17 protein-coding genes and 1 riboswitch are annotated in these 14,845 nt (G+C 58.0%); of the genes, 4 read left to right on the top strand and 13 right to left on the bottom strand.

Going from position 1 to position 14,845, the window contains the following annotated elements; all coding sequences use genetic code 11:
- Positions 1–93: 93 nt before the first annotated feature.
- From HOP44_RS07575 to HOP44_RS07555, 5 genes are all read right to left on the bottom strand, one after another.
- Entirely contained in the window at positions 94–1,014 is a 921-nt protein-coding gene (locus HOP44_RS07575) for an ABC transporter ATP-binding protein (protein ID WP_172252087.1), read from the bottom strand.
- Positions 1,011–2,054 (bottom strand): FecCD family ABC transporter permease, encoded by a 1,044-nt coding sequence (locus tag HOP44_RS07570; RefSeq protein ID WP_172197811.1) that lies wholly within the window; start codon positions 2,052–2,054, stop codon positions 1,011–1,013. The genes HOP44_RS07575 and HOP44_RS07570 overlap by 4 nt, the downstream gene beginning before the upstream one ends.
- Positions 2,051–3,088: an ABC transporter substrate-binding protein gene (locus tag HOP44_RS07565; RefSeq protein ID WP_172252086.1), complete on the bottom strand. Its 1,038-nt coding sequence runs from the start codon at positions 3,086–3,088 to the stop codon at positions 2,051–2,053. The genes HOP44_RS07570 and HOP44_RS07565 overlap by 4 nt, the downstream gene beginning before the upstream one ends.
- 197 nt (positions 3,089–3,285) lie before the next feature.
- Positions 3,286–3,499, bottom strand: a riboswitch (cobalamin riboswitch).
- Positions 3,500–3,669: 170 nt separating this feature from the next.
- Positions 3,670–3,894 carry a hypothetical protein gene (locus HOP44_RS07560; RefSeq protein ID WP_172252084.1) on the bottom strand — a complete coding sequence of 75 codons (225 nt, stop codon included), beginning with the start codon at positions 3,892–3,894 and terminating at the stop codon, positions 3,670–3,672.
- A 37-nt stretch (positions 3,895–3,931) separates the two neighbouring features.
- Positions 3,932–4,120 carry a hypothetical protein gene (locus tag HOP44_RS07555; protein ID WP_172197802.1) on the bottom strand — a complete coding sequence of 63 codons (189 nt, stop codon included), beginning with the start codon at positions 4,118–4,120 and terminating at the stop codon, positions 3,932–3,934.
- A gap of 258 nt (positions 4,121–4,378) precedes the next feature.
- Between HOP44_RS07555 and lplA the strand changes: the two genes are divergently transcribed.
- Both lplA and HOP44_RS07545 read left to right on the top strand, forming a co-directional pair.
- On the top strand, positions 4,379–5,383 hold the full coding sequence (gene lplA / locus HOP44_RS07550; RefSeq protein ID WP_172252082.1) for a lipoate--protein ligase: 1,005 nt from the start codon (positions 4,379–4,381) through the stop codon (positions 5,381–5,383).
- Between the two features lie 42 nt (positions 5,384–5,425).
- On the top strand, positions 5,426–6,226 hold the full coding sequence (locus HOP44_RS07545; RefSeq protein WP_172252080.1) for a Cof-type HAD-IIB family hydrolase: 801 nt from the start codon (positions 5,426–5,428) through the stop codon (positions 6,224–6,226).
- Between the two features lie 125 nt (positions 6,227–6,351).
- On the opposite strand, the gene HOP44_RS07540 is transcribed toward HOP44_RS07545, so the two are convergent.
- From HOP44_RS07540 to HOP44_RS07530, 3 genes are all read right to left on the bottom strand, one after another.
- Positions 6,352–7,566 carry a hypothetical protein gene (locus HOP44_RS07540; RefSeq protein ID WP_172252078.1) on the bottom strand — a complete coding sequence of 405 codons (1,215 nt, stop codon included), beginning with the start codon at positions 7,564–7,566 and terminating at the stop codon, positions 6,352–6,354.
- A gap of 188 nt (positions 7,567–7,754) precedes the next feature.
- On the bottom strand, positions 7,755–8,057 hold the full coding sequence (locus HOP44_RS07535) for a hypothetical protein (RefSeq protein ID WP_172252076.1): 303 nt from the start codon (positions 8,055–8,057) through the stop codon (positions 7,755–7,757).
- An 81-nt stretch (positions 8,058–8,138) separates the two neighbouring features.
- A complete protein-coding gene (locus HOP44_RS07530; RefSeq protein ID WP_172252074.1) occupies positions 8,139–8,918 on the bottom strand; it encodes an MBL fold metallo-hydrolase in 780 nt (259 codons plus the stop codon).
- Positions 8,919–9,067: 149 nt separating this feature from the next.
- On the opposite strand from HOP44_RS07530, the gene HOP44_RS07525 reads away from it, so the two are divergent.
- The gene (locus HOP44_RS07525) at positions 9,068–9,274 is read left to right on the top strand and encodes a hypothetical protein (RefSeq protein ID WP_172252072.1); all 207 of its coding nucleotides are present in this window, start codon (positions 9,068–9,070) and stop codon (positions 9,272–9,274) included.
- Positions 9,275–9,486: 212 nt separating this feature from the next.
- Here the strand turns inward: HOP44_RS07525 and HOP44_RS07520 are convergent, their stop codons facing one another.
- From HOP44_RS07520 to cysT, 4 genes are all read right to left on the bottom strand, one after another.
- Positions 9,487–10,701: a sulfate ABC transporter substrate-binding protein gene (locus HOP44_RS07520; protein WP_246369681.1), complete on the bottom strand. Its 1,215-nt coding sequence runs from the start codon at positions 10,699–10,701 to the stop codon at positions 9,487–9,489.
- Between the two features lie 79 nt (positions 10,702–10,780).
- A complete protein-coding gene (locus HOP44_RS07515; protein WP_172197784.1) occupies positions 10,781–11,848 on the bottom strand; it encodes an ABC transporter ATP-binding protein in 1,068 nt (355 codons plus the stop codon).
- 1 nt (position 11,849) lies between these two features.
- A complete protein-coding gene (locus tag HOP44_RS07510) occupies positions 11,850–12,647 on the bottom strand; it encodes a sulfate ABC transporter permease subunit (RefSeq protein WP_172252070.1) in 798 nt (265 codons plus the stop codon).
- Positions 12,648–12,649: 2 nt separating this feature from the next.
- Entirely contained in the window at positions 12,650–13,468 is an 819-nt protein-coding gene (gene cysT / locus HOP44_RS07505; RefSeq protein ID WP_172252068.1) for a sulfate ABC transporter permease subunit CysT, read from the bottom strand.
- Positions 13,469–13,747: 279 nt separating this feature from the next.
- On the opposite strand from cysT, the gene HOP44_RS07500 reads away from it, so the two are divergent.
- Positions 13,748–14,149, top strand: a complete 402-nt coding sequence (locus HOP44_RS07500) for a secondary thiamine-phosphate synthase enzyme YjbQ (RefSeq protein ID WP_172252066.1) — start codon at positions 13,748–13,750, stop codon at positions 14,147–14,149.
- 90 nt (positions 14,150–14,239) lie between these two features.
- On the opposite strand, the gene HOP44_RS07495 is transcribed toward HOP44_RS07500, so the two are convergent.
- Positions 14,240–14,842 carry a TetR/AcrR family transcriptional regulator gene (locus HOP44_RS07495; RefSeq protein WP_172252064.1) on the bottom strand — a complete coding sequence of 201 codons (603 nt, stop codon included), beginning with the start codon at positions 14,840–14,842 and terminating at the stop codon, positions 14,240–14,242.
- Positions 14,843–14,845: the final 3 nt, after the last annotated feature.

The following is a 14,845-nucleotide window of genomic DNA, read 5'->3' as shown; positions in this document are numbered from 1 at the left end:
AGAAATGGACGTTCCTCTCGCAAGTATTGCAGGCGGGTCTTGCCTAATCTGCATAAGAATCGAAAAACCCTGCTGCAAATCGCCGGGGCTCTCTTACCGAGAATCCGGCCGCGACGAACCGCCGGCGCGAAACAGAAGCTGCGGCGCGTCGATTTCTTCGCGTTCCACCACGATCGGCGGGGCTACGCCGAACAGCCTGCCGACTCCCTGCGGCGTCAGCACTTCTTCGGGCGTGCCTTCGGCCGCTGCGGTTCCTTCCTGCAGCAGCAGCATCCGCTCGGCATACTGGGCGGCCAGATTCAGGTCGTGCAGCACGGCCACGACCGTCAGGCCCTCTTCCGCGCGCCATTCCCTTACCAGTTCCATGACGTCGAGCTGATAATAAATATCCAGATAAGCCGTCGGCTCGTCCAGCAGCAGGATCTCCGGCTGCTGCGCCATCACCTGGCCGAGCGCGGCGCGCTGCCGCTGTCCGCCGCTCAGTTCATCCAGGCGGCGCGGAAGCAGCGCCGTCAGCTCCAGCCGCCCGGCGATGCGGGCGAGCCGCTTCCGCGCGGCCGCGGCGTCCCGATCGCGGCCGAAGCGGTCCCGGTACGGGAAGCGCCCCATTTCAAGCGCGTCCCGTACCGTAATGCCGAGCGGCGGCAGGCCTTCCTGCGGCAGCACGGCCAGCCGCCGAGCCCGTTCGCGGCGCCCGTAATCCGCGAGCGGACGGCCGTCCAGCCGGACCTCGCCGGTCGACGGGCGTTCCGCGCCGGAGATCAGCGCCAGCAGGCTGGACTTGCCGCTGCCGTTGGGACCGAGCACGGCCCAGAACTCGCCGCGCCGGACCGTCCAGTCAAGCGGGCGGAGGGCCTGCCGCCGGCCGTAGAAACAGGCGGCGCCGCGCAGCTCGATTGCGGGCGGCTCTTCTCCCGGACGGGAGTCTTCCCCGTCTGCCTGCAGCCCGGGGATTTCGGCCGCTTCTTGTCTGCCGCGATTTCTCAAGTTCCGAAGTTTCGGCCAGGTCTTCATTCCACGGCTCCTTTCTCGCGTTTGCTTCGCTGCAGAAGCAGCGCGAAGAACGGCGCGCCGGCAAATGCCGTAACGACGCCAAGCGGGATCTCCGCGCCCCCCAGCAAAGAGCGGGCCAGCGTGTCCGCCCACATCAGGAATAGGGCACCGCCCAGCGCGGACAACGGCACCAGCAGCCGGTAATCCGGTCCGGCGATCAGCCGGATCATATGCGGAACCACGAGTCCGACAAACCCGATGACGCCCGAGACCGATACGGCGGCCGCCGCGACCAGGGTCGCGACCAGCAGCACCCGGGTCTTGGTCCGCTCCGTGTTCAGCCCGAGCTGTCCCGCCCGGCGCTCGCCGAGCGCAAACAGGTTCATTGCCCCCGCATTTGCCCAAAGAAAAGCACCCCCGAGCAGCACGTACGGCAGCAGAATGGCCGAATAGCTCCAGCCCCGCAGGTTCAGGCTGCCCATCGTCCAGAACAGGATCTCATTCACCGGGCGGTCGGACAGCGCGGACAGAAAAGTAACCGCCGCGCCGAGAAACGACTGCATGACGACACCGGCCAGTACCAAGCCGTGTACCGGCAGTTTGCCCCGGTCTCTTGCCAGCGCCAATACCGCAAACAGCGTGATCGCACCGGTTGCGAATGCGGTCAGCGGCAGCGTCCACTGCCCGATCCAGGCTGTACGCAGCCCAAAAAAGATAATAAGCGCCGCGCCAAGCGAAGAACCCGACGATACGCCGAGAGTGAACGGATCGGCGAGCGGGTTGCGCAGGACGCCCTGGAACGCGGCGCCCGCCACCGCAAGCGCCGCGCCTACAAGCATCGCAAGCACGATGCGCGGCAGCCTGACTCGCAGCACGATCTGCGCCGCGGAGTCGTCCCAGGTCTGCGGGAACCCCTGCCCGATCCCGGGCAGTCCGTGCAGCAGAATGCCTGCGATCTGGCCGGCGGGCAGATTAACCGATCCGATCCGCAGCGTCAGCACAAGGCTGACGAGCAGCATGGCGACAGCGAGCGCCCCGTATCCGCCCAGCCTGCGAATCATTGCCGCTTATCCGGATAAAGCGTGTAAAAGACCTCGATCAGACCTTCCGTTAGACGGGGACCGGGACGGCTCACCAGGTTGTCGTCTATCGCAAACAATTGATTGTCCCGGATCGCGGTTATCCCCTTCCATCCGCTGCGTTCCTTAAGCGTCTTCGGATCGACGGACAGCTGGCTGTACAGTACGACATCGGGATCGGCGGCGATAATCGCTTCCGAATCGACTTCGCTCCACCCTTCCGTATCCGCGGCGGCATTGACGGCTCCGGACGTTTCGATCAGCTCGTTCATGAATTCGCCGCGTCCGACCGTCCAACCCGGCGAAAACTCCAGATAAGCCGTTTTCCGGTCTTTGTCTTCGATCGAAGCGGCTGCCGTACGAACTTTCCCGATCTCCGCTCGCATCTTGTCGGTCACTTCTTTGGCCTTGGCCTGGCGGTCTGTAATCTCGCCGTACACCGAGATGCCGTGCAGGACGTCTTCCAACGTATCGGGGTTGAACTTGAATACAGTCAATCCCAATCCGCGCAGCGATTCGACCGTCGCGTCATCGGTCAGATCGGCGACGAAGACGATATCCGGCTGCGCCGCTACGATCGCTTCGGTATTCAGCTCGAAACCGCCCATTTTGGGTTTGCTTTTCGCCGCTTCCGGATAATCGTCGTTATCCGATACGCCGACGATCTGCGCGTCCAGTCCCAAAGCGAACAGCGTTTCCGTTTCTGACGGGGCCAGCGACACGATCTTCGACGGAGCTTTGTCGAATGTCACTTCCGTTCCGGTGGCATCCTGGAGCTTGAGCGGATATACGGTTTGCGCCGCGGCGTCACTCGCCTGCGTCGGCTGTGCCGGAGCGGGCGCTTCCTGCCCGGCCTGCGTCTCGGATGGCGCCGGATGCGGCGCTTCGGCCGTGCGGCCGCCGCATGCGGCAAGGCCCACTGCCAGCAGCAGCGCGCATGCGCCGGTCAGCAGGCTTTTGCGGATACCTGCGGATACCGCAGTCTTTGTCTGGTGAGCGTTCGTTTCGTTTGTCATTATACTTCCCCCTTGAATAGATCTTCGGCACAATCCCGCTTCTCCGTACAAAAAAGCCCAATCCGGCCGGTTCGGCGGAAAGGGCTGCTTCGGGAACGCACGCCAAGAAACCCCGTAGCCCTGACCGAAAAAACGGCGGGCGGGGCGAATCCATTTCGGCGTACGTGCGCGGAGCGTCTTTTCCTCGAAGACGGGACCTGCAATCGGTCTGCCGGGCAGGTCTCCTGACTCACGGGATGGTAACGGCAATCCGCCTTCTCGCGTATTCGCAATGGCATCGTGGATTCTTCCCGTGTTACAGTGGCGGGACCGTGCCGGATTTGCACCGGCTTCCCTTTTAACCTGCGAGACTCCGCTGCTTGGAAGTGTTCCGTGAGCGGGCCTGGCAGGACCTCGGCAGCTGTACTTCTTCAGTTATCGCCTTCCGATTATAGGGGATGCGGCGGATCGTGACAAGGCGGCCGTAAAAAAAGCCCCGGCGTCTCCCTAAGGAGAACAACCGGAGCTTTGCTCGGGGTACTGCTGTTCGTTCCGGATTCTGCTGTTCGCGGGGACGGAAAATAGCCCGCTCCTATCCCGCCTCACACTTTGGGATCGGCACCCCGGCTGCCGGTATGATTGGCCATCCGGTTTTCCTGGTCTTTCATATGATGCTGCTGGTCGATCGTCTGGTCTTTGGTCGCCGAGATATCCGAAGGAACATTTCTGCCGTTGCCTTCCACTTGGTTCTCCACAAACTTTTTCAGCTCGCCGCCTTGTTCATTCGCTTTCTTCTGATCCAGCAGTGCTTTGGCTTTTTCGTCCATGTTGTTCAACCTCCTGGCTGCATTTCGTAGAATGTCGTTATCTGCGCATATTTTGCTGGTCTTTGAGTCTGTTCTGCTGATCCATCCGCTGGTCCTTGGTGGCGTCTACCCGACTGGGTATCGCCGAATCCGCGGTTTCGACCTGATTCTCGACAAAATGCTTCAGTTCCCCGCTGTGATCGTGTTCTTTCTTGTGATCCAGCAGGCTTTTGGCTTTGTCATCCATCGTATTCAACCTCCTGCTGCGACGAACGGTTTGCGCGTCCTTCGCTTATTGGTGTTGGGTCGGGATAGTTATGTATTACCCGTCCGCTCTTCCGTCAAACGAAAAAAGTCCTTTTCCCCGGCGCCAATCGGTCCCAAAGACTGGTCTTCGGCAATTTGTTTGGTTTACAATGGGATAGGCAAAGTAAAGGTCAAAACGAAGGATTCACTTCTACGCATTCGCTTCGGCGAAATTTTTATCGAAACGGGAGGCCATACCATGCTTTTTATCGACAATCAGGGCATTCACGATCCGCGGATCAACCTGGCCATCGAAGAATTCGTGCTGCGTCATCTGCCGATGGACGGCGAAAGCTATCTGCTGTTCTACATTAACGAACCGTCGATCATTATCGGCAAGCACCAGAATACGGTCGAAGAAATCAACGCCGAGTACGTCAAAGAAAACCATCTTCACGTGGTGCGTCGGCTGTCCGGCGGCGGCGCGGTCTACCACGATCTCGGCAACCTGAACTTCAGCTTCCTGACGAAGGACGACGGCCAGTCGTTTCACAATTTCCGCAAATTCACCGAACCGATGACCGAAGCGCTGCGCGATATGGGCGTCGAAGCCCAGCTCTCCGGCCGCAACGATCTTCAGGTCGGCGAACAGAAAATTTCGGGCAACGCCCAATTCTCCACGCGAGGGCGCATGTTCAGCCACGGGACGCTCATGTTCGACTCCGAACTGGACAACGTGCATTCGGCGCTGAAAGCGAATCCCGAAAAGTTCAAATCCAAAAGCACCAAGTCGGTCCGCAGCCGCGTCGCCAATATCTCGGAGTTCATGAACGAGAAGCTGACGATGGACGAGTTCCGGGACCATATTCTGCGCCATATTTTCAAAGTGGAGCCGAATGAAGTGCCCGAATACAAACTGACCGAAGAAGACTGGAAAAAGATCCACGAGATTTCCGAAGAGCGCTACCGGAACTGGGATTGGAACTACGGCCAGTCGCCGGAATACAACGTCAAGCATGCCAAGAAATTCCCGGTCGGCATCATCGATCTGCGCATGGACGTCAAAAACGGGCGGATCGAAGAGATTACCATTTTCGGCGACTTCTTCGGCGTGGGGGACGCGTCCGAAGTGGCGGCTCTGCTGCGCGGCAAACGTTACGAAGAATCGGAGATCCGCGCGGCGCTCGAAGGCGTCGATTTGAAACATTACTTCGGCAATATCGAAACGGAAGATTTCGTCGGACTCGTATTTCTGCAGGATTGAATACAGACAGAACCCCATACAGATTCGGACAGGAGAGAAACCATGACTTACAAATTGATTGCAATCGATATCGATGACACCCTGATTAACGACGACAAACAGGTAACGCCGGCGACCCAGACCGCGCTGGAAGAAGCGGTTGCCGCCGGAGTGGTCGTGACGCTGGCTACCGGCCGCGCTTACGCTTCCGCCAAACAGCTCGCCGCCCAAACGGGACTCAATGTTCCGATCATTACGTACCAGGGCGCACTGGTCAAAAACCTGATCGACGGCAAAGTGCTGCTGGAGCGCCATGTTCCGGTCGAAGCGGCTTTGAAACTGGGCAAATACTGCCTGGACCATAATCTGCATCTGCAAACGTATATCGACGACAAACTGTATGCGCGCGAAGAAAACGAGAAGCTCATCGCTTATTCGCAGCTGAACAATACCCGCTTCTACCTGGAGCCGGATTTCGAAAAATTGTTCTCGCAGCCGACGCCGAAAATGCTTATTATCGACGATCCCGACTTCCTCGACGAACTGGCTCCGAAACTGCATGAACTGCTTGGCGATCAGGTGCATATCACCAAGTCCAAGCCGCATTTCCTCGAAATTATGCATCATGAAGGCACCAAAGGCCATGCGCTTGCTTTCCTCGCCGACTACTTCGGCTGCACGCTTGAAGAAACGATCGCGATCGGCGACTCCTGGAACGACCACGAGATGCTCGAAGCCGCAGGTCTCGGCGTAGCCATGGGCAATGCCATCGAACCGCTCAAAGCGATCGCCGACTATATCACGCTTGGCAATAACGACGACGGCGTCAAAGTCGTGATCGACAAGTTCGTAATGGGCCGGTAAATCCGACTTCGGGACAAACCAAAAAAAGCCGGGAAGCGACGCTTCCCGGCTTTTCTGCGCGGCTTCGGGCCTGCGTATCCCCATCATATCCAGCAGAGCCGGAGCGCGGACTTGTTCATTCGCACTTAATAAATCGTGACTCTGTCGATCGGCGCCCCGTCGCCCTTGTAATCGAACACGATCGAGCCTTCCTGCCATTCGTAGCCGATTCGATAGCCGGAGCCGCCTTCGCCCGGACTATCATATTCGCTGTCCGGTTTGCCCAGCCATTCCCGCACCTGCTCCGGCGTTATATACGTATCCTCTTCGTTGGTCGCCAAATCGAGCGCAAATGTTTGAACGAACGTCCGATCCGGCAGAACCTCTTCTTCCCAGCTGTTGTCGAATCCGATCCAGCTGTTTCCGTAGCCGATATAGTTATCCCATTCGTCGCTTCTTTTCTTTTCGGGCGTTCCTTTCAAAGACCGGACCTGCGCCGCCGTCATGCCAAACTTGACCCGCGGATCGGACGGCAGAACATGCTTTCGCGCGCTGTTCATCAGCGAAGCCAGGTTGTACCGGGCTCCGGCGATATTCGGCCATTCTCCCGAATACCGGTAAAGGTCGTCGACACGCCGCAGCTTAAGCGTCGGCAGATCGAGCTGATATGTACTGAAGTAATAACGTGAGTCCGCCCTGCTGTATACCCGGGTCTGAATCCGCCCGTTACCCAATCCTCTTACGCCGCGGTACGGAGCGGCGGCGATGCTTTTGCCCTGCTTCTTTCCCTGCGCGTCCACGAAATCGAGCGAATGCAGCACCCCGTTCGCGATGAAATACGGAGAAAAAGTATCGGTATCGGAGCCGTTCGGCTCGCCCAGAAACAGCAGATCGGGCCTGCCTTTGCCGTTTCCGGGCAGCTTGAAACTGTCTTGACGGGCTTTATTGACGCTTTCGAGCGATAGCGGAACGCTTTGGACCTTTCCGGTTTGTTCTCCCTGTTTCACCAGAGCGGCCCGGTATGTCCCGAAATAGACGACGCTGCCCTCCTGCGCGCCGGGCCAGGTCTCGTCCTTGGAAGCGACGGTTTTCCCTTCGTCGTCCGAAAAAACGTATACGGTGTACGGCTTGTTTTTGTCGTCACGCACCGAAAACGACACCCGGCTGATCGACTTCAGCTTGGCCGCTCCGATCGTCGTCCCCGCCGCAATTTCTGCCCCTGCGGCACGGCTGCCGGGCAGCATCAAAGTCCCCGGGAACAGCAGGACCGCGCTCACCAGAACTGCCAGGAATCGGATCCAACCCGAAAAACCGGTCTGGGCGTGGCTTGCCTGCGGCTTACTTTCTGTTTCTTTTTGCATATGCGGGTATTGCCTCCAATCTTATCCGTTATCGGGAATCCACCTACCTGATAGCTTACCCTATTCCTGCACAACCGCGAAACGTTTTCTGCAAAGATTCTTCAAATCGCACGTCAAAAAGCCCGAAGCTTTTGAGCTTTGGGCTTTTTAATCGATTGCCGCTGCCGGTCAGGATGACCGGCAATCTTTTATTGATCCGTATGTTCCGCTTTCTGTTCGCGGCTCAAACGATCCAATCCGGGTTCGTCGATCGCGGCGGGCGCTTCGGCGTCGGCATGCTCTTCCTTGATTTCCGCGGCCGCTTGGGCCATACGCGGATCGACTTGTCCCGGAACGTTGCCGGCATGGGCATCCGGACGTTCGTCTTCCGACGTCTCCGCTTCGACCTTGCGTTCCTGCATCGAACCGTCGTCTCTGAGGTTGGTCGTTTCGTCATCCGTAGGGTCGGGCGATTGGTGGTCTCTGCGTTCTTCCTGTTCATCGTGCGTCATGATCGTATCCCTCCGTATGTGTTCGGTTTTTGAGATTTGAAAACTGTTGCTTCCTGCCTGCCTCGATCCAGGGTTACCCGGTCACCGCTCCAGCTTCACGGCAATACCGGTTTTCGCCGCCGAGACATTCGCCGGCAGCTTCGGCAGCCGATTCAGATCGACATCATGCGACATATGCGTGTACAGCGTCCGGGCCGGACCGACTATTGCAATCAGTTCGGCGGCTTCGCGCATATCGTATACCGAACGGGTCGAATACTCCGCGTCTTCCTGGACAAAGCTTGTTCCCAGCACCAGCAAATCGGCTTGTCGCATCGGCTGCATTTCCTCGTCGGCCAATCCGATCGAATCCGGACAGTAGACCCAGGCGAAGTTTTCTTTTTCAAGCCGATATGCATAGGAATACCCGTTCTGGCCGTGATTGACCCTCCAACCGAAGATCTTCCAGCCTCCAAGCACAAGTCCCGGCTCTACCGGGCGCAGCTCCAGATTCCGATTCAGCCACGGATAACGTTCCCCGATCGATTCCAGCACCTCCTGCGGCGCATACAAAACCCCTTTGGTTCCGGTCCACCGGCACTGGTCCGCCCATTCCGGCAGCCCGCCGATATGATCGAAATGGGCATGAGTGACCAGAATCGTATCTACCGTGCGGATGCCCCGGGCTTCCATCTGCATCCGCCAATCGGGACCGCAGTCGATCAGAAACCGGCGGTCTCCCTGCTCCACCGCAACCAGCGAACGCAACCTCCGATTGACTCCTGTCGTCCGGGCTTCTTCACATACTCCGCATTCGCAGTAGACCCGCGGAACGCCCATCGCGTCCCCGGTTCCCCAAAATACCAATCGATCTTCTTCCATTTGTCTCACCTTCCTTACCCATCCTGTTCGCCTTCTCCCGATTATACCCGACTTTCTTCGCTCCAAAAACAATCCGCCGCAGACGCAGAGCCGTTCCTCCGTTATAATATAAGAAATGAAACCATTGAATTCGCAACTAAGGAGACCTCATGAAAAAATTCTTCACTTCCCGATCTTTCTGGATTCCGTTTGTTCTGGTGCTGATCCTCGGTATTTTCCAGAATGCCCGTTCCGGCGCCCATTACGTGTCCATTATGACCTCGTCTTTTGTCGCAGCCTTGATCGCAGGCGTCGTGATCGGCGGCGTCATCTATATGACGTTCGAACTCAGCGGCATGCGCCGGGGCCGAAAATAAAACGCGATACCGCTCTCTACCTGCTTGCGCCCATACCTACCTGCCGTTTGGCATAGGCAGCAGCGCAGTACGGCATAAAAAAGCGTCAGAGCTTGGGGACTCCCCGCTTCTGACGCTTTTTTGCATGCATCGCACATAACGCGCCGCGCTGTCTGGCGCAGCCCCTTGTTCCAATCAAAGAGGAGGAAAACGACCCCGGGCGACGATCGAAATCAGCTCACCCCCGCCAATACCTCATACCAAACTCCCCGCTTCGAATACAGCTTCTCCCGCACTTCGCTCCAACCGCCCAGATAATCGATATCGAACAATCCCGGCGGCTCCGGGTAATCCGCTTGGAATTCCGCATACACGGCAGGATCCGTGGGCCGGAATCCGTTCTCGGCGAATACCCGCTGCGCCTGTTCGGACCACAGGAAATCCAGAAAAGCTTCCGCAACATCGCGCGTGCCGTGCTTGTCGACATTTTCGTCGACGACGGCAGCGGGATTCTCGATCAGAATCGTATCGTCCGGTACGACGACTCCGTACTTGGCGCCCTGATGGATTCGGGCAACCAGCTCGTTCTCGTAAGTCACCAGCGCATCGCCGACCCCGTATTCGAACGCCGCCATCGAAGCGCGGCCGCTTTTGTCGAGCGATTCGATATTGGCGTGCACCGACTGCAGGAACGCTTTGGCGAAAGCCGGATCTTTTGCTCCCGTTTCGCGCTCCGACTCTTTAAGTCCCGCTCCGTAGATCGCGTTGATGTCCCACTGCGCCCCGCCCGACGTCTTCGGGTTCGGGTACAACACCTTGACTCCGGGCTTCGCCAGATCGGCAAAACTGCGGATTCCGAGCGGATTGCCTTCCCGGGTGCCGATCACGGCAACGGAACGGGTAATCATGCCGCCTTCCGGTTTGTTTTTCCAGGTCTTGTCGACAAGTCCGGCTTTGGTCAGCTTGTCGATATCGCCTTCAAGCGACAGCAGCGTGACATCGGCTTCGAATCCGCCGACAATGGCGCGGGCCTGCGTACCGGAGGCTTCATAGGATTCTTCGAATACAACCGTCTGTCCCGTCTCTTCTCGCCACTTCTGCTGAAACAACGGAATAATATCCTGCACGGAATCTTTGACGACGCTGTAAGCGCCGATAACAAGCGTCACGTCGCCCTGGGGCGCCGGCGCACCTCCGCTCTCCGCAAGCCCTGTTTCCCCGCCGCAGCCGGCCAGCAGGGAGCCCAGCAGGACAAGCGACGCCGCGAACGTCGGCAGCCGCTTGCGCAGAGCGCGTCCGCCTCGCTTGTTTGACGCTTTGTCCTGTTCAAATGCTGCCGGATCGCCGCCGCCTTTAAGTTTCACTCCGTCGATCCCGCTCGCCGCCTCGCTTTGGGCCGCAAGTTTTTGGCCCGGAATAGCTCTGCCCGGTTTACGTTCGAGTCTCATCCGCTTCACACCTCCGCCTTCTATGCGTCTTTTGCCGGAATCCAATCTGCTGCCCGCCAAATTTCATCGTGACGCCGGATTAGATCATCATCGACATCGGATCGACTTTGTAGCGATTTTCCGCGATCCAGCTGCGCTGACGGTTGTAGAGATAAGCCCGGTGCACCATCACGCGTACGGGATCTCCGATCTGCAGCGGTTCTTTTTCCAGCGAACGGTACGTAATCAGGCGCTGGTCGCCGACCTGCACTTCGACCAGCCACTGGCTGCCGCGGAAATGCAGATGGCGCACGACGCCTTCTTCGGTCGCCGACAGCAGCGGAAACTCGCTCGGACGGCCGACCTCGACGTATTCCGGACGGATCAGCGCGCGGGTTCCGTCCGTCTGGGCGGCCAGATCGAATCCATGCAGCTTGACCGCATGTTCGATCTGTGTGGACTCGCCGATAAACGAAGCAACGAACGGCGTAGCCGGTTCTTTGTAAATGTCCCACGGCGTGCCTTTTTGCTCGACCTGCCCCTGGCTGATGACCATGATCTCGTCCGCCACTTCGATCGCTTCGTCCTGATCGTGCGTCACGAAGATCGACGTGATGCCGACGCGCTCGATCAGCTCGCGCAGCCACGAACGCAGCTCCTGGCGGATCTTGGCGTCGATCGCCGCGAACGGCTCGTCGAGCAGCAGCAGCTGAGGCTCCGGCGCAAGCGCGCGCGCAAAAGCGACCCGCTGGCGCTGTCCGCCCGACAGCTGCTGAGGATAACGCTGCTCGAAACCTTTGAGTCCGGTGAGCTCGACCAGTTCCGCTACGCGCTCGCGAATCTGCGCTTTGGACGCTTTTTGCACCTTTAGGCCGTACGCGATATTCTCGTGCACGGTCATGTGCTTGAACAGCGCGTAGTTCTGGAACACGAAGCCGATTCCGCGCTCCTGCGGCGGCAGGTGGTTGACCCTTTTGCCATGGAACAGGATCTCGCCGGCATCGGGGCTTTCCAGTCCCGCCAGCATGCGCAGGATCGACGTTTTGCCGCCGCCGCTCGGACCGAGCAGACCGATCAGATGTCCTTTTTGAATATCGAACGAGACGTCTTTTACCGCATGGAAACTGCCGAAATGCTTATCCAGCCCGCGAACCTCCACATGCTGCATCCTAATGCACTTCCCTTCTTTTCTTCGTCCATTCCATCAGCAGCAGCAGACCCGCCGAGAACGCCGCCAGAACCAGCGCAAGCCCTCCGGCCGCCGCGATATTGAAGTTTTCCACGTCCTGGTACACGAGCGTCGTCGCCGTCTGCGTCCGGTTGATGATATTGCCCGAGACGACGAGCACCGCGCCGAATTCTCCCATCGAGCGCGCGACCGTCAGCACCGCCCCGTAGGCGACGCCCCAGCGGATCGAAGGCCAGGTCACGCGGCGGAACGTCGTCCAGCCGTAAGCGCCGAGCGTGGCCGAAGCCTGCTCCTGGTCGTCGCCGATCTCTTCGAGTACCGGCATGATTTCGCGCACCATCAGCGGAAAGGTCACGAACAGCGTCGCGATGACCATGCCAGGGAAAGCGTAGACGATATTGACCCCGATCTTCTCGAAAAAAGCGCCGATCGCCGTATCCGGTCCGACCAGCAGTACGATCATCAGTCCGCCGATGACGGGAGATACCGCGTAAGGCAGGTCGACGATGCTGTTCATGACGCTGCGCAGCCGGCGGCCGAGCCATTTCCCCCGAACGAGATAGAGCGCGGTCATGATGCCGAAGATGCCGTTAAGCACCGTTACGCAGAGCACGACGAGACCGGTCATCATCAGCGCGTGCAGCGCTTCGGGCCGGCCGATCGACTCGGCGAAGCCCGTCCAGCCGTTGGAGAACGCGCTTTGCACCATTTTGGCCAGCGGCGCGACCAACAGCACGGCGAATACGAGATAGGTCAGGAGGATCCACAATTTTCTCATGCTTATGCTCTCCCTCCCCGACGCTGCACCCGGTTAATGAACCAAAGGATCAGCAGCGAAAGTGTCAGCAGCAGCACCGATACGGCGGCCGCGCCCAGATTATTGTCGCTCTCGACTTCGCCGTAGATGAATACGGAAGCGGTGAGCGTTTTGGCCGGAATGTTGCCCGCAACGAGCACGACGGCACCGAATTCGGCCAGCGCGCGAGAGAATGCCAGCATAGCGCCTCCGACGATACCCGGCGCGATCTGCGGCAGAATGACCCGGAAAAAGGTCGCCGCGCGCGACGCCCCAAGCGTATACGAAGCTTCTTCGGCCGAAGCGTCCATCTCTTCAAGCAGCGGCTGAATCGCGCGGATGACGAACGGAAACGTTACGAACACCATCGCGATCACGATAGCAGGCTGGTGAAAAACGATCGTAAAGCCCAGCTTCTCCGCGATGCCGCCAATCCAGCTGTTCGGGCCAAGCAGCAGCAGGATCATGAGTCCCCCAACGGCAGTGGGCAGAGCGAACGGCAGATCGACGAGGCTGTTCAGAACCGCCCTTCCGTGGAACCGGTAGCGGACCAGCACCCAGGCGATCATCGTACCGATCAGCACATTGACAAGGGTCGCGATCAAGGCAAGCTTAAGCGTAAGAAGGACGGCTTTCCAAGCGATCGGGTCGGCGATGCTTTCCCAGAACGGCATCCATCCTTCGGTAAACGCATAGGCATAGACGCCTGCGATCGGAAGCACAATCAATACGACAAAATACAGCAGGACCGTCGTACGAAAACCGTAGGTCCAGCCTTTGTGACGCAGCCATGACGTTTGCACCGGCTATTCCTCCATTTTGAAGCTGCCGCGGCGGACGGTGTGGATATCCGTTCCGACAACTCCACTGCATTATTCCTATTAGTCTACTCGGTTTAACTTACTGCATAATGTAACAGGGTTAACGATCAGCGTCAATCACCTTTTTACCAAAAGGAAATAAACGCCCGGACAAACACGCAAACGATTGACGAAGCCGGAGCAACTCCCAAAAATGAGGGTAATACAAAAGAAGAAAGCAAATCGGCGGCAAGCCGCTTTGCGTCAAGGAGGAGTTGGAGTATGCTGCATACATTCGAGCTGTCGACATCGCATCGGGACGAGATTGTGGATATTACGCCCCGGGTCAAAGAATGGATTCGCCAGAGCGGTCTCAAGAACGGGATTGCGATGGTCTACTGTCCGCATACGACGGCCGGAATCGCGATCAACGAAAATGCCGATCCCGATGTCAAACGCGATATTCTGATGATCCTAGGCGAGGTCTATCCGTGGGAACATCCGAAATACCGCCATGCGGAAGGCAATACGGCCGCCCATCTGAAAGCGATCACCTGCGGCTCTTCGCAGACGATCATTGTAGAAAACGGCAGTATGGTGCTCGGCAGATGGCAGGGCATTTATTTCTGCGAATTCGACGGTCCCCGCTCACGGACGTTCAAAGTGAAGCTTGTGGCCGGGTAACTTTCGGAAACTCACACCAAAAAGACCCTTATCCGAAAGATAAGGGTCTTTTCCTACATCGACGCATCGAAGCGTTCTATTGGCAATCATTCAGCGCCCTGAAGCGGGCAGATGCAAATTTTCGCATAGAATACGCACGTGACCGACCGCTGCCGGCCGAATCTCCTCGAACGAAACTTTTTCCTGAATGTAGTAAGACACGAAACCGTGCACCGACAAGAAAAGACTCAAAGGAACGCTCTTACGCGACTCTTCCGTATGCGCAGCTTGATTCAGATGTCCGCGTACGATAGAGGCAAACAATTCCAGACATCGACTCTGTTCGCTTCGGCAGTAAGCCAGCAGTTCTTCGTCGCGTGTCATGAACATGATTTCGTATTGATGCGGATGATCCAGACCGAAACGGATAAATTCCAACAGCAGCAGCTCCGTACGCGTGAATTCTTCCGTTTCCGGCCCTGTCATCACCCCGTTCAGACAGCTGGACAAATAACCGAAGTCTTCGATGACGATGGCGTAAAACAGCTCCGCTTTTTCTTTGAAATGATAGTAGAGCGAACCATGGCTGTATCCCAGATGCTGCCCGATACTGCGCATGGAAATGGCCCGGTATCCTTTCGTGATGAACAAATGTCTGGCTGCCTCAAGGATTCGCTCCCGCGACAACTCCTGCTCTACTGCTCTTCTCGCCATAGT

It is taken from the genome of Saccharibacillus deserti (assembly GCF_013618475.1).
In the GTDB taxonomy this organism is placed as follows: Bacteria; Bacillota; Bacilli; order Paenibacillales; family Paenibacillaceae; genus Saccharibacillus; species Saccharibacillus deserti.
Note: the sequence above shows the minus strand (reverse complement) of the source record. Positions and strands in the feature narration are given on the sequence as shown.